This window comes from Pseudoalteromonas sp. NZS127_1 (assembly GCF_015864295.1).
GTDB lineage: Bacteria > Pseudomonadota > Gammaproteobacteria > Enterobacterales > Alteromonadaceae > Pseudoalteromonas > Pseudoalteromonas arctica.
In genome coordinates, this window is the sequence record NZ_JADYXO010000002.1 from 199,474 (window position 1) to 222,103 (window position 22,630).

A 22,630-nucleotide genomic window follows, 5' to 3' on the forward strand; every position below is an offset into this window, starting at 1 on the left:
TATGAAAGAATTGCAAACCGATGTTGTTGTTATAGGCGCAGGCACTGCTGGTTTAAGTGCTTATCGTAATGCTAAACAGTTCACACAAAATGTATTAATGATCGAATCAGGCCCATACGGCACCACATGTGCACGTGTTGGTTGTATGCCAAGTAAGTTATTGATTGCAGCCGCTGAAGCTGCACACGCAATTGAAATGGCACCTGCATTTGGTGTTCATAGCTCAAAGCCTATCATTGATGGCAAAGCAGTTATGGCACGCGTTAAAAGTGAACGAGATCGTTTTGCAGGATTCGTAGTAGAAGCCGTAGATGAATTACCAGATGGTGATAAAATTCGTGGTTACGCTAAATTTTTAGACACAAACCGCATACAAATAGACGACCACACAATTATTACAGCAAAACGCTTTGTAATTGCCACCGGTTCACGCCCTTCGTACCCTGGCGTATTTAATAACTTTGGCGACAAACTTATTATAAACGACGACGTATTTGATTGGGATGATCTACCAGAATCAGTCGCTGTATTTGGCCCTGGTGTAATAGGTCTTGAAATTGGCCAAGCACTTAGCCGACTAGGCGTAAATGTAAAACTATTTGGTGTAGGCGGCGCAATTGGCCCACTTACAGATCCAGTCGTAAAAGACTACGCAAATACTGTTTTTGCTGAAGAATTTTTTGTAGATACCGACTCAAACGTATCTGACATGATGCAAGTTGGCGACAAAGCACAGCTAACTTACACCGACAAACAAGGTGAAAAACACACCGAACAGTTTGACTACGTACTTGCAGCCACAGGCCGAGTACCTAACGTAGATAAACTAGGCCTTGAAAACACAGGCATTGAACTTGATGAACGCGGCGTACCGCACGCAGACACACATACAATGCAGTGTGGTGAGTCAAACATATTTATAGCAGGCGATGCGAGTAACATGCTCCCATTGTTACACGAAGCATCAGACCAAGGTGCTATTGCAGGTCAAAATGCAGGGCGCTTCCCAGATGTACGTATAGGTCTGCGCAGAGCTAAAATTGCAGCTGTATTTAGCGACCCACAAATAGCAATGGTAGGCGAAAGCTACAAGCAAATTACTGACCGATTAGGCCCATGCGGTTGTTTTGAAGTAGGCGAAGTCAGCTTTGAAAACCAAGGTCGTAGCCGAGTAATGCTTAAAAACAAAGGTCATATGCGAGTATACGCAGAGCAAGGTACAGGTTTATTTTTAGGTGCAGAATTTATTGGCCCACAAGCCGAACACATCGCTCACTTACTAGCATGGGCTGTACAAAACAAAATGACCGTACCAGAAATGCTTGATATGCCATTTTACCACCCAGTAATTGAAGAAGGGTTACGTACCGCCCTTCGCGACTTAAATGCCAAACTTAAATTTGGCCCAGACATTGTAAATTCATGTATGGAATGTGGCCCAGGCGCATAACCTATTTACTACACATACAAACTTGCTAAGTAAAAGCCAAAACTAACGTTTTGGCTTTTTTTATAATTTTTTTAAGCTGATCTCTCAAAAAAAAATTTAACTGTTACACTTAATTGATAATTCAATTAAAAAGATGGAATAGCTATGCCCAATAATAAATTTAGACTAGTCACTCGCAGCGATTTTGATGGCTTAGTGTGTGCCGTATTGCTTAAAGACTTAGACCTAATTGACGATATTTTATTTGTTCATCCAAAAGACATGCAAGACGGCAAAATAGGCATTACCGAAAATGACATTACGACCAACCTCCCCTACGTTGCAGGCTGTCATATAGCATTTGATCATCACCTTAGCGAAACCGTTCGTAACTCAAGCGACATAAAAAATCATATTATTGACCCAGAAGCCCCATCAGCTGCTCGCGTAGTTTATAACTATTATGGCGGCGCTGAAAAACTTCCAAATATTTCTGTTGAAATGATGGACGCGGTAGATAAAGGCGATGCTGCTCAGTTTTCAAAAGACGAAATATTAAACCCAACCGATTGGGTATTAATGAACTTTATTATGGATGCGCGTACAGGACTTGGCCGTTTTCGCGAGTTTAAAATTTCAAATTACCAATTAATGATGAAACTGATTGATGCGTGTAAAGATCAGAGCATACAAGACATTCTAAAAATGGAAGATGTAGCCGAGCGTGTTGCTTTATATAACGAGCATAACGAAAAAGCAAAAGAGCAAATTTCTCAATGCGCTACCGTGCATAAAAACTTAGTGATCCTTGATTTAACCCAAGAAGAAACTATTTACGCCACAAATCGATTTGTTATTTATGCAATGTACCCCGACTGCAATATCTCGATTCATAAAATGTGGGGCCTTAAAAAGCAAAACGTAGTGTATGCCGTTGGTAAATCTATCACTAACCGCAGTTCGAACACCAATGTTGGCGAGCTGTGCTTAAAATATAATGGTGGTGGCCACTTAAATGCCGGTACTTGCCAAGTAGAAACAAGTAAGGCCGAAGCGGTACTGAGTGAGTTAATCAATACAATTACGAGTGATGGTTAATATTAACTTACAATAACCAGAGTAGTAGCTCTGGTTATTTTATTTTTTGCAGGGTGAGTTTTAATCACTCTCTTTTTCATATAAATTTCTGTAATCATAAAAGAAATAATGACCTCATGTTAGATACTAAAAACTTCGAAAAAACACTTTATCAAGATACCAAAAAAGCATTTAAAGACATCATTCAAAAATATGGTAACGATCTTTATGTAATGGGTTATTACCACACAGGTAGCTACTCATTACTGCCAATGTTTAATACTTTATCAGATTTAAAAGAAGTATTTGAAACAGAGTACAACAACGATGTAAGTAGCTTTTACATGGCTAAATGGAACCCTGAGGACTACCCGACGCTTGAATATTATTCAGAATACTTTGATGAAACAACGCTAGAATGCCAAAAACTAGAAAACAGCATTGATTTGTTTCAATCAGATATAGAGGCGATGGATAATTGGCACCAATGGCTTACAGCAATGGAAAAAGTACTTATGCAATTAGATGCAGAAGGATTATTTTCAAATGGTATTGAACGCGAAAAAATCACTTTAGCCATACTCGCCTATGATGAAGAAGAAAGCATTCAATTTAAAAGAATCAAACGACTTAATCCACCAGCCGTTCTAACGCAAATTCAAGCTGACTTTGAAGCAATGATTACAGAGCGTGAAAAATGTGAGCAAAAAGTGTTAAACGCCTTCAATTAAAAAGTGCAACACTACTACATATACGCTATACACAAAGTATAAGGGAGGGAGGTTAAAATATAACTCATTGATTTAATTGGTAGCCCCTGCAAGAATCGAACTTGCAACTGCCCCTTAGGAGGGGGCCGTTATATCCATTTAACTAAGAGGCCACAAATAAGCTGTGTGCTTAGAAGTGTGAATTATAACGGCATCTGGTTTTTTATATCAAGCGACAACTGAACTTAATTGCTTGATAAGTATATATCTTCTTTATTTAGTACATAAATTGGGATTAGTTTTTGACTACTCGCGACAATTTTTTTTGTATGCGCGTTAATTACACGTGTATTTACAACAACAGCATCACTGCGATAAATTAATGTACCCGCTAATACATGGCTCGCCATTTGATCTTCGCTAAGCTTTTCAATATCGCGCGAAAAAGCAAAATCACCACGGCTATTTACATCTATTGTTTGGGTTGTTTTAAAATCAACCACGCCATAACCAAACTTTTGTAACTGATGAATTAACGTCTCAGATATTTGATTACCCAATTGATTGCTTTTAGTAAGCGATGAATCAAGATCGACCAAGGTAGTAACAGCAATATTAATATTGGCGTCGGTATCACTTTCAAACTCAAGCGTATCAACCAAATCTAGTGCCATTTGTTCTACATAGTTAGCAAGTGTTTTATGGTGCTTAAGTGGTGTAAATTGATTGCCGTTAACATCATCTTGAGTTGATTGTTGCTCGGCTGTTTTAAGCATGCTTGCTAGGTCATAATTTACTTGTGTGGTTGAAGATGCATTCATTTCAGCACTTTCACTATTTTGAGTAAAGGCACAACCAGTTAAGTTAGCTAAAGCAAAAAAAACGATAAAGCGGTTAAATAATTTACTATACATAATTATCTCACTTGCTTGCTTGTTTTAACATTATGCCATCAGTGCGATAGCTACTATTAAGCGCATCAACAACCGACTGTGGAATAAACCCTTGTGCAGAACCTACTACGGCCTTACTTTCTAGCCCAACAATACGTGCATTGACAAGTACACCACCTTGATGGTTTACAAGCGTACCGGCTAGTACATATTTAAAGTTTTGATCTTGATTTAGCTCTAAATAGTCGCGACTAAATACAAAGTCGCCTGTTGGGGTAACACGCATATAATCAGTTGTTTTAAAGTCAATAACGGGTACACCAAAGCTGTGTAATTCATGCATGAAGCTTTCTGCAATTTGGTTCCCTAGTAAGCTACCATCATTGTAGTCTTCATCTAAAAAAACAAAACTAGAAACAGCTAACGGTGTTTGTTCACTTACGTACTGTAAGTTTTCAACCATGTCTTGCATTATGCCGCGCACATAATGGTTAATATTTTTGCGCATTGGCGGTGTTGCTTTTGTGTAGTTATCTTGTGGAGCCATTCCTGACTGAAATAAGTTATCGTCAGAAACAGGCGCTGCAACGTCGCGTTGGTTACTCACCAGTTGGTTGCTTTGCTCACTTTGTGGTGTTGCGGTGTCTGTATTCATTGTGCCTAGTATTTGAGAGCAACCAAAGCCCAGTGGTAAGCATAATGTAATTAATAGGTTTTTCATTTTGTGCTCCAAATTAGTATTCGCTTCGGTATAAAAGTCCGTCACGCTGCTGAATTTTCTCATTGCCCCACATTACATTAATTGGGATCTCGGTACTTCCCGCAGAGAGCACCTGTTTATTTTCTATATTCACAAGTCGTGCATTAACTATGTATGCATGCTGCTGACGAGTCACTGTTCCTGTGATAACTAAGTCAATATTTTGGCGATTACGTAATTTACTTAAATCGCGACTTAAAATACTGTCTGAGTTTTCTGATAAAGAGAGGTTATTCCCAAGTCTGTACTCAACGGTGTGATAACCCAGTTGAGTAAATTGTGTAAGCAGACTTTCTTGGATCTGCTGACTTAAGCCTGAGGCTTGCCCTGTCACTAATTTTGTATCTAGTGCATCTGCATAAAAGAAGCTACTAACGCCAACACGTGCATTAGCATTTAATGCTCCGTTTAGGTGGTTAAGTTGCGACGTTAAATTAACTACATAGTCATTAACCGTAAAAGGAGCCATGGCTGCTTTAGGTGCATCTGTAGGCACACTTGGTTCTGGCGGCGGCACCAAGTTACAAGCAGCTAAATTTAAAAATAATAAAGGCAGTAAAAGGCGCATAATTGCCATCCTCTTCAAAACATACTGAGGATGAAGCAATTTGTATGCCGACTTAGCTATTGTGCGGTAAAGGGCTGATCTACGTAATAACTAACTAAACAATTTATATTTTGGCTCTTTAATTTTTGACAGTCACCCATAGCGTTTTTTTTGTCTATGTATGCGCCTAGCTTTAAGCGGTTATACATAACTCCTTTTACATTTATTGTTTCAACATTCATCACAAAATTATCGCCTAGTAAGCTAGGAAGCTTTTTTTGAAGTTGCCTAAAAGCTAAAGAGAGTTGTTCTTTTTGCGTTATTGAAAGCACTTGTAAAGCAAATTTAGGATCAACTGGTTTTGTTACTTGTAAATTGGAGCGATTAATTGTGTTGGTATTAACGATTTCTGCTTTTATTACTGGTGCATTTTTCTGCTCATTTTCTTTTGCAATTGTATTGAGTTGCGATATTAGTAAGCTTAAGTCGTCTTCAATAAGTAATAAACGCGCAAGTTCTGGCTTCATATTTTGCCACTGCTGGGAGCTTATTTTTAAAGTTTCAAGTTCTTGCTTTGTTATTTTTACGTAGCTTTTTTCGTCAGTTACGTTGGTCTGAGTAGCACTACCATCAATTGCTTTATTATTCGCACAACCATAACTTAGCAACATTGCACTGATTAAAAATATACATTGAACTCTTTTCATCCTAATTCCTTTAATGGAGTATTTTATGTGTTTCAACAACACACTTTAATCCTTGCGCTTTTACTGAGTCGCATACAGAAATAAGCTCTGGCGAACTGTTTGTTGCGTACGCTAAGGCTAAAATAAATTTATTTTTAGCTTTATCATGCATATAAAAAGCTTCTTGCTGCTCTATTCGTGGTGCTATTAAACGGTAATAAATTTTTAAGATATTTAACGAACTAAAACTTCCTGCATTGGCAATGCTTCCAGTTGTTGCACTGAGCGCCTTTAATGTTAAATCAACGCCCATTACTCCATCTCCTTGAGGCGATAAATTAACTGTTATATTTTGAGTGTTTTTTAGCTGCTTGCGTTGTTTATATTCATCATCAATTACTGCTTTATACTGCCCCGGTTTAAGGTCTGTAAATAAGTAATAGCCATCATATGCTGCTTGAGTTTGTGCAACTTGATCCCCTTTCTCATTCAACAGCGCTATATTTGCAAAGGGTTGGATCTGTGTTGTATCACCTTTTTGTTGATAAACAACTCCCTCTACTTCACTGGCATTATTTAATGCGAAGTCCATATACTCTACAAAACCAGCCCTTGGTGTAATAGAAAAACCCTCATTAGCTGGTATTAAAAACGGATCTTCAAAACTATTTCTATCAAGTATTATATCTGTTGTACGATTTGCTGGCATTGAAGTTAATAGCGCAACGCCGTGTTCGTCTGTAATTGCTTGACGATAATTGTGAACGCCTTTTACTTTTACGCCGGCAACGCCGTGCTCATCATCATCCATAATACCGTTATTATTTTGATCTAAAAATACGCGTAACATTAAGCTACCCGTGTTAGTTAAGGTGCGCTTAGAGACAAAATATGTATTATGTTCAACATCAAAACCTAAGCTAAAACGGCTATAAATGCCGAGCCGCCAATCATCGTTACTGTTGTAGTTTAAGTTACTCGTTAAACTAAACTTGTCGCTTTGCCAATTGAGCCCTAATTCGGCCGATTGAATATTATTACGAAGTGAATCAGTTAAAGTAAGTTCCGCTTGTAAATCTCGGCCCAAGTTGCGGCTAAACTCAGCCTCGTAACTAACAAGCTCACTTACTGGCGATATACTATAATCTATACCAAACCTTGTGTAGGTTCTCCCAAAGCGCTTTTGAAAACGTGTTGTTCCAAAAGTACTCTTAGAGCTATCGTCTTGTTGCCACAGCAATTGGTTACTTAGTGCAAATCCTGAGTATGAGTAGTTGAACTGGTTGCGTACTTGTTTAAAGCGCCCTCTAGTATCACTATCGTCATATAGGATGTTATTTTGATAAGAAAGGCGTCCATAGGTATTATTCATTAGCCCACCAGCTAAATTTATTTGGTAGCTGTTAAAATCTTGCTGCTGTTCGTCTGTACGATTTGTAGCGCTAAAAAGTAGTGATTGTTCGGCAATTTGAGTTCGGGCTGTAAATTCAAATTCTTGTTCATTGTTATTATTTTTTTCAACATTCGCATTTAATAATAATCGGTCAAATAAGCTTATGTTGGTACCAAATGCATACTTAAGTAAATCGTCATCTGTGTTTTTTTGACCTGATGTAGCAGTGTATACAGATATATTATCTGTAAGCCCTTGCTCATATCTACCCGCAATTTGCCAACCCTGCCCCTGCGAGCTTGAAACATTGTTATTTAGTAATTGCTTGCCTTGTTCAGTAACCGACAATTCATAGTTACCTTGTCCCTGCTTAAGTTGATTTCCGTCCACAAAGTAATAATCACTTTTACGCTCAACTTGACCTTGAGGCCCATAAAAAATAAGCTCAAAATTATTAGCTCCGAATAATAGGTTTATATTATCAAAAATATAACGCCCATCTGCGAGGCTAAGCTGCTGGTCTATTAATATTTCATTACGATACAGCTCTACATCCCAACCTGGCTGTATAGCACCGCTTAAGTTAATTTGATTATTGACTATTTTTCTATTGGTTACATTATTAGAAACTTTAACACCTCGGGCATACTGACTACTGTAGCTATTGCCAACTTGCGTGGCGATAACATCACCAAAAGATATTTCAGTAGGCATGAAGCTGTTTTTTATTTCTTTGTCTAAGTTTTGCTTTGTAAACGTTAACCTAGAGTTGGTAAGTAAGTCAGTACTTCGTCCAGACAAAAAATACTCTGCAGATAAATACGCAAAGTCTTGAGTGCCTAAAAGTGAATAGTTCGTAGAATGTCTATCATCGCTCGCGGTAAAATTTAGTTGTAAGTCGGCAACCGGAGAAGATAGCGCTTTATATGGGCTAGCTTTCCATGGCAGCGTAGGTGGCGATCTTTTGTTAGGTGATTTAAGGTTGCGCGACTGTCTGTATCTTTGTTGTTCAACCGGTAAGGGGCTATCTGAGCTTATAAGTAATTCTAAATCTGGGTAATCAATATTAAACTCTAGATTTAAAGCATTATGTAAACTTTGAATATCTACATAAATATCATCTTCAATGGTAATTTGATTTTTTGCTAATAAGTAGCTCTGTGTAGGACTAGTAAATACAGCGGGTGTAACCGCTGCATTTAGAAAAAGAGGTTGTTGATTTGCTCCAACACCTTGAGCAATTCGATTGCTAGCATCAACATTCATTGCAAATTGTAGAATATCAAATAAGTCGCTTAAACTAACTTGTACACTTTGCTCGCTTTTAATTGCTGCAACTTCACCTAAGTAGTATGAGTTTAAATAAAGCGAAAGTATTAATAACTCGCCTGTGGCGATTCGCTGTTGCTGATTTTCTTTGTTTTTATAATCAATTACTTCAACGGGCTTAGTTAGCTTTAGTTCAATTGCGCGTAGTGTTGTTAAAGCATCCTCCACGGAAGGATTAGCTATTACACTATTACTAAGCAAACTACTTATGCTTAGTAATAGTGCATACAATAAATTATTTAGCGTCATTCACTGTTAAAACATTAAGTGATTGTGAGGTTAAAGGCAGAGTGTATTGTGCAAATGTAAGGTCTTTATATTCTTGACTGCCTTCATATTTAAAAATGACTTTTCCTGCTTTATCTAAATTTTTGTCACTAAATAAACTAAGGGTTACAAACGCATTATCTACTTCTGGATAAATACTTAAATTACCAATTTCTGCAATTTTAACTTGCTCGTTATTACTATCAACAAAGTAAGCACTTAATTTACCGTAGCTACTAAACTTACCTTCTCGTTTTATATTCAATAAAAACTGAGGACGTTGATTGCTTTCATTTAGCACTAGCTTAGCTTGTTCTATGGCAACTACTGGCTGTTTAATGTCTTTACGTAACAAAATAGGTATACTGTAGCTCATAATCATATTAACTTTTATTGAGCTTGTTTTATTAGTATTTTCACCAGGCAATGCTTGAAATAGAAGATGAGAGCGGTACTCACCAGAAGCTAGGCCTTTAGGTTTACGTATTGCTATTTTTACTGTTTGTTTTTCACCAGGTGCTAAACGCATTTGTTTTGGTGACAAACGTGCCATTGAACTTAAACTTTCGCTTGTAGCCTCTGCCAACTGTATGTAGCCACCGCTAGGTTGCGCTTGCTTCTCACTCCATAAAACACGATATGTTTGATATTCATCACCCGCATTAATTACGGTAACTTTAGCGGTTCGTTGACGTTCATCAAAACTAATACGGGTTGGAGAGATAAGTAAATTTGCGTATGCATTTTTTCCTAAAATACATACACTCAGTGCGAGCAGCACTACAACTTTATAAAGCATGTTTTTCCTTTAGTAATCAATCGTAATTTCTAATTGGGTGTCAGTAATAAAACTACCATCTAAGTAACTTTGGCTAGTCCCTGTCGTTATTAAACGGCCACCTACTTTGAGTAAAAGCTCTCCAAACTCATCGCTAGTTTGCGTTCTTGGTAAATCCACTAATACAACCGAAAACTTGGCACTATTAGCTCCTAGCGCTTCACTTTGCAATGTAGAGTCACTCGTTTTGTTAAACGATATTTGAGTAAGGGGAGGTAAATCGGTAAATAAAAGTTCTGCGGGATTCCCCTCAGTTAATACGTAAATATTACCAAATGTGGTTGTTTCACCTTCATGGCTAATGGTTATAGAGCTTAAAGTATTATTTTGAGGGATAACTAAAGTGCCAAAATTAAGCGCTTCTTGTTGTATGCTTGCGCTATAGGCTTGCTCGCTAAACATTAACGAAAGCCAAGCAGAAACATACAAAAAGCGCATTGTTTGTTTAAACACTAATTAATATGACACTTCAATATTAAAGCTACCAGAATACTCACCATCAGGGTAATCCACACTTGATGCGTTTGATGAAGTAGAAAGAGTCGCGCCTATATTAAATGATACAGCGCCATCAACGCCAGCTTGTAGGTTGGGCGTAGCACTTGTATATAATCCACCAGCATTAGTACCGCTCGTTATAAAGTAAGTCCAAGTACCTACAGTAAAATCAGGTTCATTTAACCCTTGACCAGCTAAAGGTTGTACTAAAGTATTTACTGGGTCGCTAATGGTTAAAATAGAATTTGGTACTACATCTGACACACTAAAAGCACCCGCTTCACCACCTTCAATTATTGATATAGTTGCCACATTACCAGCAGCGTCGTCTTGCGAGGTAACATTAGTTGCATCAGGATCAGGATTAATTGTAAGCGTAGCTTGCAGATTGCCTGTAGGATCTGAAATAGCACGAATAGTACCAAAATTTAAATCGTTATCTTTTGTGAGTACTACAGCATTTTGTACCGTTACTTTCGCTTCAAATGACTCTGTAGCAGCATAAGTGCTAAACGAGCTGACCACGGTGGCTACAGCTAATGCAGATAAATAAAACTTCATGCTAAATCCTTATAAGAAAATGGGCTTTATCAAATATTTGCCCAACTATAGTTAGTATCGACTATTAGTACAAATACTTTAATACTATATAAGTTTAAAAGGCCTAATTTATTAATTATATTGGCTTTCCGACAAAAGCAGCAATATTACATGCTTGATCAAGCTGATTAGCTAAATAACAAAACGCACTTACTTGAGCATCGTTTTTAAATGGACCTACACGTAATCCATACAAAGTCATATTATTATTTTTACGTTCAAACATAGTAAAATTAAATTGAGTAAATGCACTGGGGTATAATTGCTTAAGCCTTTCGACTCTTGCTTTAACAAGCTCTGGCTTTAAATACCAACCAAGCTGTGCTCCAATTTTAGTTTCATCTGTTAAGGTGAGTTCTGAATTTTGTAAGTTTGGTGTTTTTACTTCGGGAGTGTTATTTAGTGCCGTCGGTTCCAAATTCTGTGAAGGCTGATTACCATAGGTGATATCGGTTTTATTTTGCATGAGTAAAGGAGGGTTTTCAGTTAATTCACTTCGAGACGATAACGCCATAATTAACAGCTGTAAATCATCTTCCATAGCAGTTAAACGACCAATGCTTTCTTGCTGTAAGTGCCACTGCGAAACATACTCTTTTAGTTGTTTATCAGTAATTAAAGAATGCTGCACGCTCTCGTTATTTACAGTTGCGCTGCTACATCCATATAAATAAAAAGATAAGAATAAAACTGATATTAAATGACAAGACTTAAAATACCGCATTGCAAAAGCACTCTACTAACCAAGATAATAAATCAAAGCAAATTTTGCGCCACTTTATAGCAACTTTTTAATTAAGTAGTCTATCTTGAAGTAAGAAAAGCCATATCGATAACAAGGCAAAATTTCATCATTTAGTTGGTATCACTAATTGCTGCTGCATTGCCCTACCTCCTGCATTCATGCAGTCGTATATCAAAAATTATTAGCGAAGTTAGCATCAGGTCTAATCCTTCAAATTGATTAGGTATTATTGCAGATTGATATTACATACTGTGAGCTAAAGCTTTACTGGCTTATCAGTGTAGTTACTTACTATGCAATCGAGTTTATATAACTTGAATACGTCACAGTCTGCTTTTGCATTTTTAAAGTTTTGGTAAGAGCCAAGTTTTAGCCTGTAAAACATTTTGTCGTTTATTTTGGCGGTTTCTACGTTAGTCAATATTTTGTCTCTAAACAACGGTGCTGCTTTAGTATTTAGCTCTTGCCATGCTTTAGCCACACCTTGCTCTGAGTCAACCGAAGCTACCTGTAAAGCAAATACATGTTTAGGTTTATTTAATTTTACAGTTTGTTTTTTATTACTGTAATTTTGTTTAACTTGTTGGCGTGACTTAACATTGCGTGTGTTACGTGGTGAGCGTACAGACTTGCTGCTATACCCTTGATTAGACTGTGCAATAGCTTTACTGTTTATAATATCGATATGATTTACGAGGTAAGTTATTTCTTTTTCTAATCTTAAAATTCGCTCTATGCCTTCACGAGCTTGTTGCCACTGCATTGCGGCATCTTTTAGCTGTGCAAGTTCAAGGGCTGTAATTGATACGTAGTCAGGCGAGTTACTTTGAGGTTGTTCATCAATGGTTTTTATTTCAGGCCAGACGCTGCATGCTGTACCAAATAAAAGCATTAGCAAGCTAAGTAAAAGCCCAATGTTATTTTTTTTATATATAAACATGTATTAGTTGTCCTGAAAGCAGTGTTTTTACACTACATTTCAGTTAAACATTCTCACAAGAAAGCGTTTAACTTTATTTAAGCTGTGAGCTATAAAACTTAGCTCTTCGCATGCTTGTCAGTATTTCGTAAAACACAACGTTGCATACTCCATCCCTTCCTTGAGAGCATTATTTAATACAAATTCAATGCCAATTAACACAAACTTTACAACATAAATAACAATATGTCTGTAATGACTTAAAAAATTTTATTTTAGAGCTATTCCTTTTCTTATTTTATTCTAAGGCCTGTTGACCTTTCAGGATTAAAATTTGTTCAATCTAGGGGCCATTTAATCGCGGCGCGAGGTTTGTAACCTAGTGGGCTCGATAACTGCTCCTGCGTTATTCTACTGGCTTACATCCATGTAAGAATAAGTAAAAACCGAGTAAAGCTTCCGCGTCCTGCTCACGCCCCTTACCTACATCCATGTAGGCAACAAAGAGTAAATTGCCCCGAGGCAGAACCCTTCGGGCAGCGCATGTTTGGCATTTATGCTACGTTATCGCCTATTTATGGGGAATAACCACACTACATAGGCTCTGCCTTGCTTAAATACCAAACAGCCTGCTGCAAATTTAACCTCGAAAGATAAACAGGCCCTGATAAAACTCATAAAAAAAGGCGCCGATATAGGCGCCTTTCATGTTTTACGTTAACTGTTAAATCAGTTTTTTGATAAATGATTTTAATTCATCGGCAAATTCGTCGCGACGAAGTGCAAATTCAATCGTTGCTTTTAAGTAACCAATTTTACTTCCACAATCGTGGCTACGGCCTTTTATAGCGTATGCATCTACTTTTTCGTGTTCCATTAACATCGCAATTGCGTCAGTTAATTGAATTTCGTCGCCTGCACCTTGCGGAGTTTTTGCAAGTAACGGCCAGATATTTTCGCTTAATACGTATCGACCCACTACAGCTAAGTTTGATGGAGCTTCATCTACTGGCGGCTTTTCTACCATATTAAGAATTGGCGAGCTTTCACCTTGCTTTAAGTCAACATCACCTAAATCAACCACACCAAACTGGTTCACTTGTGCCATTGGTACTGGTTCTACCATAATTTGGCTGTGCTTGGTTTTCTCAAAATTAGCGATCATTTCTGCTAAGTTATCTTTTTTAAGATCGCTCTCTACATCATCAATAATTACATCTGGTAAAATAACTACAAACGGTTCGTTACCAATAATAGGCGCTGCACAACTAATAGCATGGCCTAAGCCTTTTGCTTCACCTTGGCGTACGTGAATAATGGTTACGTCTTTAGGGCAGATTGCTTGCACTTCGGCAAGTAGTTGCCGCTTAACACGCTTTTCTAAAGTAGCTTCTAGTTCAAAACTTGTATCGAAGTGATTTTCGATTGAATTTTTACTTGAGTGCGTTACTAACACTATTTCTTTAATTCCTGCAGCAACGGCTTCGTTTACTACATATTGAATTAAAGGACGGTCTACCACTGGAAGCATTTCTTTAGGAATTGCTTTAGTGGCTGGTAACATACGAGTACCAAGGCCCGCTACTGGGATCACTGCTTTCATTTTATGTTTTCCTTAATCTTTTATTATACTGAAAATGGATATTGAATCGCTTCATGGCATTGATAGCCTATTACTTCAAAGTCGTCTCGTGTTACCCACGTTTCTATGTCTTCTAATGATTTAATTTTTGGATTAATTTTTAACTGAGGTGATTCAAATGGCTCACGCGTTAACTGCACGTCTCGCATCAGTTCAAGTTGGTTTTCGTAAATGTGTGCATTAGCAATTTTATGATACGCCTTACCCGCTTTGTGGCCGGTAATTTGAGCCACTAACGCAAGCAACACAAAACACTGAATTTGATTGAAATTAAGGCCGAGCGGTACATCACAGCTTCGCTGGTATGACGTTAAATATAGCGTATCGCCAAGTAGCGAAAAAGTGTGCGTATGCATACACGGCCGCAAACAACCAAGCTCAAACTCACCTGGATTATAAAACGTGATTATTTCACCACGGTCATCAATGCCATCTTTTAAGTTATTAATAACTTTGGAAAGCTGATCAAGCGTTGAGCCATCTGGACGTTGCCAACCACGGCCTTGTACGCCATAAACACGGCCCATATCGTCCTCGCCTTTACGGTGAGGATTATTAAGCCATGCATTGTTATCGTTTGCGTTAGCATCCCATGTTTTACAGCCAATTTCACGAAACTGCTCAGCGCTGTCGTACCCGCGTAAATATCCTAGTAACTCAGCAATCGCTGCTTTGTAGTAACTTTTGCGCGTAGTGATCATTGGAAACTTATTATTAGCCACATCGTATTCTAAATCGGCATTAATAACGGTTAAACAACGCGTACCTGTACGTTTGTTTTCGACCCACTGACCTTCGTCAACAATACGCTGACATAATTTTAAATATTGTTTCATGCTTTTCTTATTATGCCTTAGCTGTTTTAACGTGTTGTGGTTGCTTATATGCCCAAATTAATAAACCTAAACCACCCACTATCATAGGAAGTGACAATATTTGTCCCATTGAAATAAAGTCGGCAAATAAACCGAGTTGTGCATCGGGTTGACGGAAATATTCAATACAGAATCTAAACACGCCGTAACCTAATAAAAATACACCGGCTACGCTGCCTGCTGGACGTGGTTTTTTAATAAACCATTGCAGGATTAAAAACAGCACTAAGCCTTCAAAAAATGCTTCGTATAACTGCGATGGGTGACGCGCAAGCGGACCGCCCGTTGGAAATACCATTGCCCATGGCACGTCAGTAACTCGGCCCCATAACTCACCGTTTATAAAGTTACCAATACGCCCTGCTAAAAGCCCTACAGGAACAAGTGGTGCAACAAAGTCGCCTACTTGAAGCAGTGACTTTTTACGCGTCCACGAAAAAATTGCGACGGCGGTTATAACGCCAAGTGTTCCACCATGGAACGACATACCGCCCTGATCTATCCTAAATAAATACAGTGGGTTTTCTATAAAATAACTAAACTGGTAAAACAATACGTAGCCAATACGCCCACCTAGTATTACCCCTAACATGCCGTAAAACAGTAAATCGCTTACTTGGTCTTTAGTCCAACCCGAATTTGGCTTTGACGCTTGACGATTAGCAAACCACATCGCAAATGCAAAACCTATTAAGTACATTAAGCCATACCAACGTACGCTTAGCGGTCCAACAGAAAAAATAATTGGATCAATTTGAGGAAACTCAAGTGCCATAAAAAATAAACCTTTAGCTAAAAACCATTTTAATTGCGATAACTACAAGCAGTACCGCGAAAACTTTCTTAATTGTATTAACAGGTAAATAGTGAGTTGCTTTGGCGCCAATGGGCGCAACAAACCACGAGGTAATAACAATCCCAAATAATGCAGGTAAATAAACAAACCCGGCAAAACCATGCTCTAAATCGGTAACATGCCAGCCTGCGCTGATGTAACCAATAGAGCCAAATAATGCAATAACAATTCCGCACGCTGCCGCGCAGCCAATTGCTTTTTTTATATCAACCGAAAAATAATTAAGCATCGGTACTATTAAAGCTCCGCCGCCAATCCCTATTAAACCTGATAACCCGCCCATTATTGCAGAAACGCCCCCTAAAATAGGACCAGCCGGCAACGGTTTTTCTGACATCGGTTTATTACGCGCGGAGAGCACCATTCTTGCTGCAATAAATACAACACTTATAGCAAACACTGTACGTAATATTTGTTCAGGGATTAAACTTGCTGCAAAGCCACTAATAAGTGCACCTAAAGCAACACCCGACATAACCCACGGGGCGATTGCCCAAGGCACATTATCATTTTTATGATGAGCCAGCGCTGAAGACGTTGAAGTAAATAAAATAGAAGCGAGTGAGGTTGCAATAGCAATTACTAATACATGATCAGCCGACGTTACATTAAATGAGAGTAGCAGAGTGCTTAGTACTGGAACGATAATTAAACCGCCGCCAATGCCTAGTAACCCAGCTAAAAACCCAACAATACAGCCTAGTAGTGCGCAGCTTGCGACTAACAAACCTAAGTCATACATAGTAATCTCAAATACCCTTTTAAGGTTTATATATTAAAGGATTATAAAACTAATAGCATCTGTGTATTGCAATTAATTAGGTGTACAAGCTTATTTTGGGGTGTAAAACAAATCACCTAATTTATGCTCTAGCATAAAGCTTCGCGTTAAACGTAGTACTTGTTTGGCTGTGGATTGCGCTAAACATTCACTTAGTAGTTGTTCCATGTCACTGACATTTAAACGCCTAAGTACCCACTTCACTTTATTAAGCGATGATAAATTCATACTCAGGCGTCTGTACCCCATGGCAATAAGTAAAATAGCTCCTTCAGGATCGCCGCCTAGTTCACCACACAAACTAAATGGCAGTTCATATTGCTCACATTCGTGCGCCACTTTATTTAGTACTCTTAGTACACCTGGGTGATAAGGGTTAAAAAGTTCGGCTACACGTGCGTTAGCCCTGTCTACTGCTAATAAATACTGTGTTAAATCGTTACTGCCTACTGAGCAAAAATCAACTTTTTTTGACCACTCTGGAAGCATAAATACACTTGAAGGTACTTCCAGCATTATTCCTATGTCGGGTCTTTCTATGGTTTGCTCTGGGTATTTTTCACTTAACTCAAAATAAGCCTGTTCAAATAACGCAAGTGACTCATCAACTTCTTCAGTGCCACTGATCATAGGGAGCATTATTTTTAAATTACCCAAACCAATATTTGCTTTAAGCATCGCTTTTAGTTGATCTAAAAATAACTCTGGATGATCAAGGCTTATACGAATACCACGCCAACCTAAAAATGGGTTTTCTTCGGTAATATTAAAGTAATCAAGTACCTTATCGCCCCCAATATCCAATGTACGCATAACCACAGGATTAGGATGATAGCTAGTTAGTACTTCTCGGTACCAATTTTCTTGCTCTGATTGCGAAGGAAACTGACCCTTTTGCATAAACCACGCTTCGGTTCGATAAAGCCCCACACCGTCACAAATATGAGCGCTACTTTGCTCAGTATTAAGCTCAAGGCCTGCGTTTAATAATAAGCTAACATGTTCACCGTCAAGCGTAATTGATTCTGAGTCTTGCTCAGCTAAAAAGCGGTTATTAAGTAGGTTATCTTGATGCTGTAACTCTGTGTATTCGTCCATCAGCATTTGTGAAGGCGATATATATAAACGCCCAGCAAATGCATCTAAAATCATCGGTTTGCCATTAAACTGCAGTAGAGGTAAATCCTCTATACCCCAAATGGCAGGAATGCCCATCGCACGCGTTAATATAGAAGCATGGCTATTTGCAGAGCCATTTACGCTTACAACGCCTATTAAATGACCTTTTGGCACTTCAGCAAGCATGGCGGGTGTTAAGGTATTAGCAATTAAAATAGTGTTGGCCGGATAATTTTTAACAGCGTGCTCGGTATTTACAAGGTGGTGTAATACGCGAAGACCAATGTCTTTAACGTCAATAGCACGCTCTTTTATATAAGGGTCTTGCATGGCATTAAATTGAGATATTAAACGCTCTATTACAATTTTTAGGGCGCTTTTAGCACACCACCCTTCTTGTAATTGCATTTCAACATTATGCCCTAAACTTTTAGCATCAAGCAGTTGTTGATACACATCAAATACCGCAAGAGCTTCGTGCGGAATAGAATCGCTTAGCGTCATCGATAGGGTATTAAATTCTTTGCGCGTTGCAGCTACAGCTTGAGTAAACAAACGACGCTGCTCAGTGACGTCACTGTCTTTTAAAAGCTCAATAGATTTAAAATCAAGTTTTGGTAATACAACAAATGCTTGTCCTATACCTATTCCTGGCGCGCTCGATACACCTTTTAAAACAGACGTTTGATGAGATGATTCATCTTGGCGTAGTATTTCTTTAATTTCAGCATGCGCTAACTGTGACGCAAGTTGGGCAGAAAGCGTTATTAAAAACGACTCTTCGTCTTGGCTAAATACACGTGCCATCTTTTGTTGGACAACAATAACGCCCAGTACTTTTTTTTGATGAACAACGGGTACAGATAAAAAAGCGTTGTAGCCTTCTTCATTTACTTCGGGGGAGAGCTTAAAACGAGGATGCGATTTAGCAAATGCAATATTAATAGGTTCTTCACGTTGCGCTACTAGGCCAACTAAACCTTCGGTAAAACCAATTCTAAACTTACCTACCGCATCGGGGTTTAGCCCTTCGGTTGCCATAAGTACAAAATTGTCCTGGCTGTAATCTGCAAAATAAATGGAGCAGCACTGGGTTTTCATGGCATCTTTAACCATTTGCACAAAGCACACTAATGCGCTGTCTAAATTCGCTTGTCGCGATACAGACTCCGCAATAGATCTCAGTGTAGCCAGCATGTCCTGCTCCTTTATTTTATTCTGAATTAACTACCTTTTACTTCGCCAATGATCTTTATGTTGTTCTCTCTTATTAAAAGGCATGGCGAAAGGAGCAAACTCTTTCATTACACGTCGATAAACATCCCGTTTAAACGATACAACCTGTCTTACAGGATACCAATAACTTACCCAGCGCCAATCATCAAATTCAGGATGATGGGTTTTAAGTAAATTTACATCTTCGTCTTTACAGCGTAATTTTAGTAAAAACCATTTTTGTTTTTGCCCAATACACACCGGACTAGAGTCTCGGCGGATTAATCGTTTGGGTAATTTATAGCGTAACCAATGTTTTGAGCTTGCGACTATTTCTACATCTTCTGGTCGCAACCCTACTTCTTCGTGTAATTCACGGTACATGGTTTGTTCTGCAGTTTCGCCATCATCAACACCACCTTGGGGAAATTGCCAAGAGTGTTGACCATAACGTCTGGCCCAAAAAACCTGTCCCTGATTATTGCAAATCACAATTCCGACATTGGCACGAAAACCTTCGGCATCAATCACCTTAGTGCCTCATTTGTAAGTCGATTTTTAATGATTGTTCCACATTAGCCGCAATACGGCAAATACTATTATACCCAACCCGATTAGTAAGCTAAGTTTGAGCTTTTAGTACATTGATAAATTATGGAGAGTGGGTAAATATTTGGAAAATAACTTAACAAGGCTATTGCGGTTCTTGTTTTCCTCTAGTTACTCACAGTTTGTGCATAACTTTTGTAAAACACGCTCATTTTGCAAACAAATCCACAATATTAGATCTAAAAACTTGGCTTCTCCACAGATTCTGTGGATAAACATGTTCATATAGTTGTATTTATCCTTACAACTTTTAAATTGCTTAATCAAAACTGAATGTACAACATTAAAAAAACCAACTGAGTCAGTAACTTAAAGTAAAGCAGCTTAATTTCGATATGTTCAAAATTAACTCAAACAACAAGCGAGCAAAAAACACACAACTCTAGTGATATCCACGGCTTAGCCTATTTGCTATCATGGCTATGATATTTATACAACCGAAATTAAGAATACTAATTACGTTGAATTGATATTTATAATCGCAATAAAAAGTAGCTCAATAACAAAAAACTATCATATGCAGTTTCTCCGCATAAGTAATTTCAACGTAGTTAGTGAGTTGTTAAACCTCTATAATATTCATATTTTAATAAAATTGGCATGACATGCGACCTACAAAACCACACTCAATAAACGATTTAATGCAACGCGTTAATAATATTGCCGGATTAACTCTAGGGCAGCTTGCTAACAAGTATAATTTTAAAACGCCAGATGATTTACTGCGCGAAAAAGGTTGGACTGGTCAGTTAATTGAATATGTACTAGGTGCTACTGCGGGCTCAAAACCACTTCCTGATTTTGAAGATTTAGGAATTGAGCTAAAAACACTCCCTATTTCCTATAAAGGTAGGCCACTAGAAACGACCTTTGTATCGGTTACACCCTTAATGAACGTTACAGGAATGACGTGGCATACCAGCTCTGTACGTAAAAAACTAAATCATGTTTTATGGCTGCCAATTTTAAGCGAACGTGATATTGCCCCGTTTGATAGAACCATTGGCAGCGGCTTTTTGTGGCAACCCTCACCTGAACAGGACGCTTTATTACAGCGCGACTGGGAAGAGCAAATGGAGCTAATTGCGCTAGGTAGAGTCGACGAAATATCAGGCCATTTAGGCGATGCGATGCAAATACGCCCTAAAGCAGCTCATAGCAAAATAGTGACTGATGCTATTGGTCCAAATGGGCAAATAATTAAAACCCTACCCCGTGGCTTTTACTTAAAAACCAGTTTTACAGGTGATATTTTAAAGCAGCAGTTTCAGCTTTAACTGTGTTATAAAATATTAAAACTTAAGTAACCTTTAATATTATTGCCGCCACCCTCTTTCGCTCTGTGCGCGCGCCAGCAAGCTTAACCCTACAACTTATTCTCATATCTTTGAAAAAGTATCAGGCATAAAAAATCCCCGCTTATGCGAGGATTTTATCATCTAAAATTAAAAATTAGATTCTATATAAAATAGAATTACTGACCTTTAACTTCTTTAAGACCGTTGTACGGTGCTTTATCACCTAATTGCTCTTCAATACGTAGTAATTGATTGTACTTTGCAACACGGTCAGAACGGCTCAATGAACCTGTTTTAATTTGACCTGCAGCAGTACCAACCGCTAAATCAGCAATTGTTGAATCTTCAGTTTCACCAGAACGGTGAGAAATAACAACAGTAAAACCAGCATCTTTAGCCATTTTGATTGCAGCTAAAGTTTCAGTTAAAGAACCGATTTGGTTAAACTTAATTAAGATTGAGTTAGCAATACCGTTGTCGATACCACGTTTTAAAATCTTAGTATTTGTTACAAATAAATCATCACCTACTAATTGGATTTTATCACCCATTAGTTTAGTTTGATGTGCAAAGCCATCCCAATCAGACTCATCAAGACCATCTTCAATAGAAACGATTGGGTACTGATTAGTAAGATCTTGTAAGAAGAAGTTAAATTCTTCAGAAGTGAATTTTTTGCCTTCACCCTTAAGGTCGTAGATGTTTGCTTCTTTGTCGTAGAACTCAGATGCAGCACAATCCATCGCTAAAGTAATATCTTTACCTAGCTCGTAACCTGCGTTTGCTACAGCTACTTTAATTGCAGCAAGAGCCGCTTCGTTAGATGCAAGGTTTGGTGCAAAACCACCTTCATCGCCAACCGCTGTTGAATGACCATCAGCTTTAAGTACTTTAGCAAGGCTATGGAATACTTCAGCACCCATGCGTAGGCCTTCGCGGAAGTTTTTAGCGCCAACAGGTTGGATCATGAATTCTTGAATATCTACAGAGTTATCTGCATGCTCACCACCATTGATGATGTTCATCATTGGAAGTGGCATAGAGTAAACACCTGGCGTGCCGTTTAAGTCAGCGATATGTTCATAAAGCTCAACTTTTTTAGACTGTGCAGCTGCTTTCGCGGTTGCTAGTGATACAGCTAAGATTGCGTTTGCACCTAATTTTTCTTTATTTTCGGTACCGTCTAAATCTAGCATCACTTTATCTACAGCGCTTTGATCTAATGCACTTTGGCCTTTTAAAGCATCAGCAATTTCGTTATTGATATAACCAACTGCTTTTAATACACCTTTACCTAAGTAACGTGATTTATCACCGTCGCGTAACTCTAATGCTTCACGAGTACCAGTAGATGCGCCTGAAGGTGCTGCTGCACGACCCCAAGAGCCATCTGCTAAATGTACGTCTGCTTCAACAGTTGGGTTACCACGCGAGTCCATAATTTCGCGACCGATTACTTTTACGATTTCTGACATCTTGATTCCTCTATATTCCCAAAATGGTGAGTTCAGCTAACTTTACTACGTTTTATATAGCTTAGTCAG

21 protein-coding genes and 1 tRNA gene are annotated in these 22,630 nt (G+C 38.3%); 4 read left to right on the plus strand and 18 right to left on the minus strand.

The genetic code is table 11. From position 1 onward, the window contains the following. The first annotated feature begins 1 nt into the window (after window position 1). From I6F50_RS03935 to I6F50_RS03945, 3 genes are all read left to right on the plus strand, one after another. Window positions 2–1,450 (plus strand): dihydrolipoyl dehydrogenase, encoded by a 1,449-nt coding sequence (locus I6F50_RS03935; RefSeq protein ID WP_039484710.1) that lies wholly within the window; start codon window positions 2–4, stop codon window positions 1,448–1,450. 144 nt (window positions 1,451–1,594) lie between these two features. Further along, window positions 1,595–2,527: an exopolyphosphatase gene (locus tag I6F50_RS03940; protein ID WP_197175345.1), complete on the plus strand. Its 933-nt coding sequence runs from the start codon at window positions 1,595–1,597 to the stop codon at window positions 2,525–2,527. A 116-nt stretch (window positions 2,528–2,643) separates the two neighbouring features. Continuing rightward, window positions 2,644–3,237 carry a DUF4303 domain-containing protein gene (locus tag I6F50_RS03945; protein WP_197175347.1) on the plus strand — a complete coding sequence of 198 codons (594 nt, stop codon included), beginning with the start codon at window positions 2,644–2,646 and terminating at the stop codon, window positions 3,235–3,237. 77 nt (window positions 3,238–3,314) lie between these two features. Here I6F50_RS03945 and I6F50_RS03950 read toward each other — a convergent pair. From I6F50_RS03950 to rppH, 17 genes are all read right to left on the minus strand, one after another. Then, window positions 3,315–3,389 (minus strand) — tRNA-Arg (locus I6F50_RS03950). A gap of 72 nt (window positions 3,390–3,461) precedes the next feature. Beyond that, on the minus strand, window positions 3,462–4,130 hold the full coding sequence (locus I6F50_RS03955) for a FlgO family outer membrane protein (RefSeq protein WP_197175349.1): 669 nt from the start codon (window positions 4,128–4,130) through the stop codon (window positions 3,462–3,464). A 7-nt stretch (window positions 4,131–4,137) separates the two neighbouring features. After that, the gene (locus I6F50_RS03960; protein WP_197175350.1) at window positions 4,138–4,830 is read right to left on the minus strand and encodes a FlgO family outer membrane protein; all 693 of its coding nucleotides are present in this window, start codon (window positions 4,828–4,830) and stop codon (window positions 4,138–4,140) included. A gap of 13 nt (window positions 4,831–4,843) precedes the next feature. Further along, window positions 4,844–5,437, minus strand: a complete 594-nt coding sequence (locus I6F50_RS03965; protein ID WP_007583140.1) for a FlgO family outer membrane protein — start codon at window positions 5,435–5,437, stop codon at window positions 4,844–4,846. Window positions 5,438–5,493: 56 nt separating this feature from the next. Further along, on the minus strand, window positions 5,494–6,123 hold the full coding sequence (locus I6F50_RS03970; RefSeq protein ID WP_197160393.1) for an SPOR domain-containing protein: 630 nt from the start codon (window positions 6,121–6,123) through the stop codon (window positions 5,494–5,496). Window positions 6,124–6,133: 10 nt separating this feature from the next. Beyond that, window positions 6,134–8,992: a hypothetical protein gene (locus tag I6F50_RS03975; RefSeq protein WP_197175352.1), complete on the minus strand. Its 2,859-nt coding sequence runs from the start codon at window positions 8,990–8,992 to the stop codon at window positions 6,134–6,136. 67 nt (window positions 8,993–9,059) lie between these two features. After that, a complete protein-coding gene (locus I6F50_RS03980; protein ID WP_165740786.1) occupies window positions 9,060–9,890 on the minus strand; it encodes a molecular chaperone in 831 nt (276 codons plus the stop codon). A gap of 9 nt (window positions 9,891–9,899) precedes the next feature. Next, window positions 9,900–10,382, minus strand: coding sequence for a DUF4402 domain-containing protein (locus I6F50_RS03985; protein WP_024589985.1), 483 nt, complete (start codon window positions 10,380–10,382; stop codon window positions 9,900–9,902). A gap of 3 nt (window positions 10,383–10,385) precedes the next feature. Continuing rightward, the gene (locus I6F50_RS03990; RefSeq protein ID WP_024589986.1) at window positions 10,386–10,988 is read right to left on the minus strand and encodes a DUF4402 domain-containing protein; all 603 of its coding nucleotides are present in this window, start codon (window positions 10,986–10,988) and stop codon (window positions 10,386–10,388) included. A 115-nt stretch (window positions 10,989–11,103) separates the two neighbouring features. After that, window positions 11,104–11,658: an SPOR domain-containing protein gene (locus I6F50_RS03995; protein ID WP_165740785.1), complete on the minus strand. Its 555-nt coding sequence runs from the start codon at window positions 11,656–11,658 to the stop codon at window positions 11,104–11,106. 370 nt (window positions 11,659–12,028) lie between these two features. Further along, window positions 12,029–12,712: an SPOR domain-containing protein gene (locus I6F50_RS04000; protein ID WP_197175354.1), complete on the minus strand. Its 684-nt coding sequence runs from the start codon at window positions 12,710–12,712 to the stop codon at window positions 12,029–12,031. A gap of 703 nt (window positions 12,713–13,415) precedes the next feature. Continuing rightward, window positions 13,416–14,294 carry a UTP--glucose-1-phosphate uridylyltransferase GalU gene (gene galU / locus I6F50_RS04005; protein ID WP_007583126.1) on the minus strand — a complete coding sequence of 293 codons (879 nt, stop codon included), beginning with the start codon at window positions 14,292–14,294 and terminating at the stop codon, window positions 13,416–13,418. Window positions 14,295–14,317: 23 nt separating this feature from the next. Then, on the minus strand, window positions 14,318–15,169 hold the full coding sequence (locus tag I6F50_RS04010; protein WP_197175358.1) for a thymidylate synthase: 852 nt from the start codon (window positions 15,167–15,169) through the stop codon (window positions 14,318–14,320). Window positions 15,170–15,179: 10 nt separating this feature from the next. Continuing rightward, window positions 15,180–15,983 carry a prolipoprotein diacylglyceryl transferase gene (gene lgt / locus I6F50_RS04015; protein ID WP_007583122.1) on the minus strand — a complete coding sequence of 268 codons (804 nt, stop codon included), beginning with the start codon at window positions 15,981–15,983 and terminating at the stop codon, window positions 15,180–15,182. Between the two features lie 13 nt (window positions 15,984–15,996). Next, on the minus strand, window positions 15,997–16,806 hold the full coding sequence (locus I6F50_RS04020; protein WP_024589991.1) for a sulfite exporter TauE/SafE family protein: 810 nt from the start codon (window positions 16,804–16,806) through the stop codon (window positions 15,997–15,999). A 90-nt stretch (window positions 16,807–16,896) separates the two neighbouring features. Continuing rightward, a complete protein-coding gene (ptsP, locus tag I6F50_RS04025) occupies window positions 16,897–19,161 on the minus strand; it encodes a phosphoenolpyruvate--protein phosphotransferase (protein ID WP_165727554.1) in 2,265 nt (754 codons plus the stop codon). Window positions 19,162–19,191: 30 nt separating this feature from the next. After that, on the minus strand, window positions 19,192–19,710 hold the full coding sequence (gene rppH, locus I6F50_RS04030; RefSeq protein WP_002958704.1) for an RNA pyrophosphohydrolase: 519 nt from the start codon (window positions 19,708–19,710) through the stop codon (window positions 19,192–19,194). Window positions 19,711–20,393: 683 nt separating this feature from the next. Between rppH and mutH the strand changes: the two genes are divergently transcribed. Next, window positions 20,394–21,065, plus strand: a complete 672-nt coding sequence (gene mutH, locus I6F50_RS04035; RefSeq protein ID WP_024589993.1) for a DNA mismatch repair endonuclease MutH — start codon at window positions 20,394–20,396, stop codon at window positions 21,063–21,065. Window positions 21,066–21,262: 197 nt separating this feature from the next. On the opposite strand, the gene eno is transcribed toward mutH, so the two are convergent. Further along, complete coding sequence (gene eno, locus I6F50_RS04040) at window positions 21,263–22,561, minus strand: phosphopyruvate hydratase (protein WP_024589994.1); 1,299 nt, start codon at window positions 22,559–22,561, stop codon at window positions 21,263–21,265. Between the last annotated feature and the right edge of the window lie 69 nt (window positions 22,562–22,630).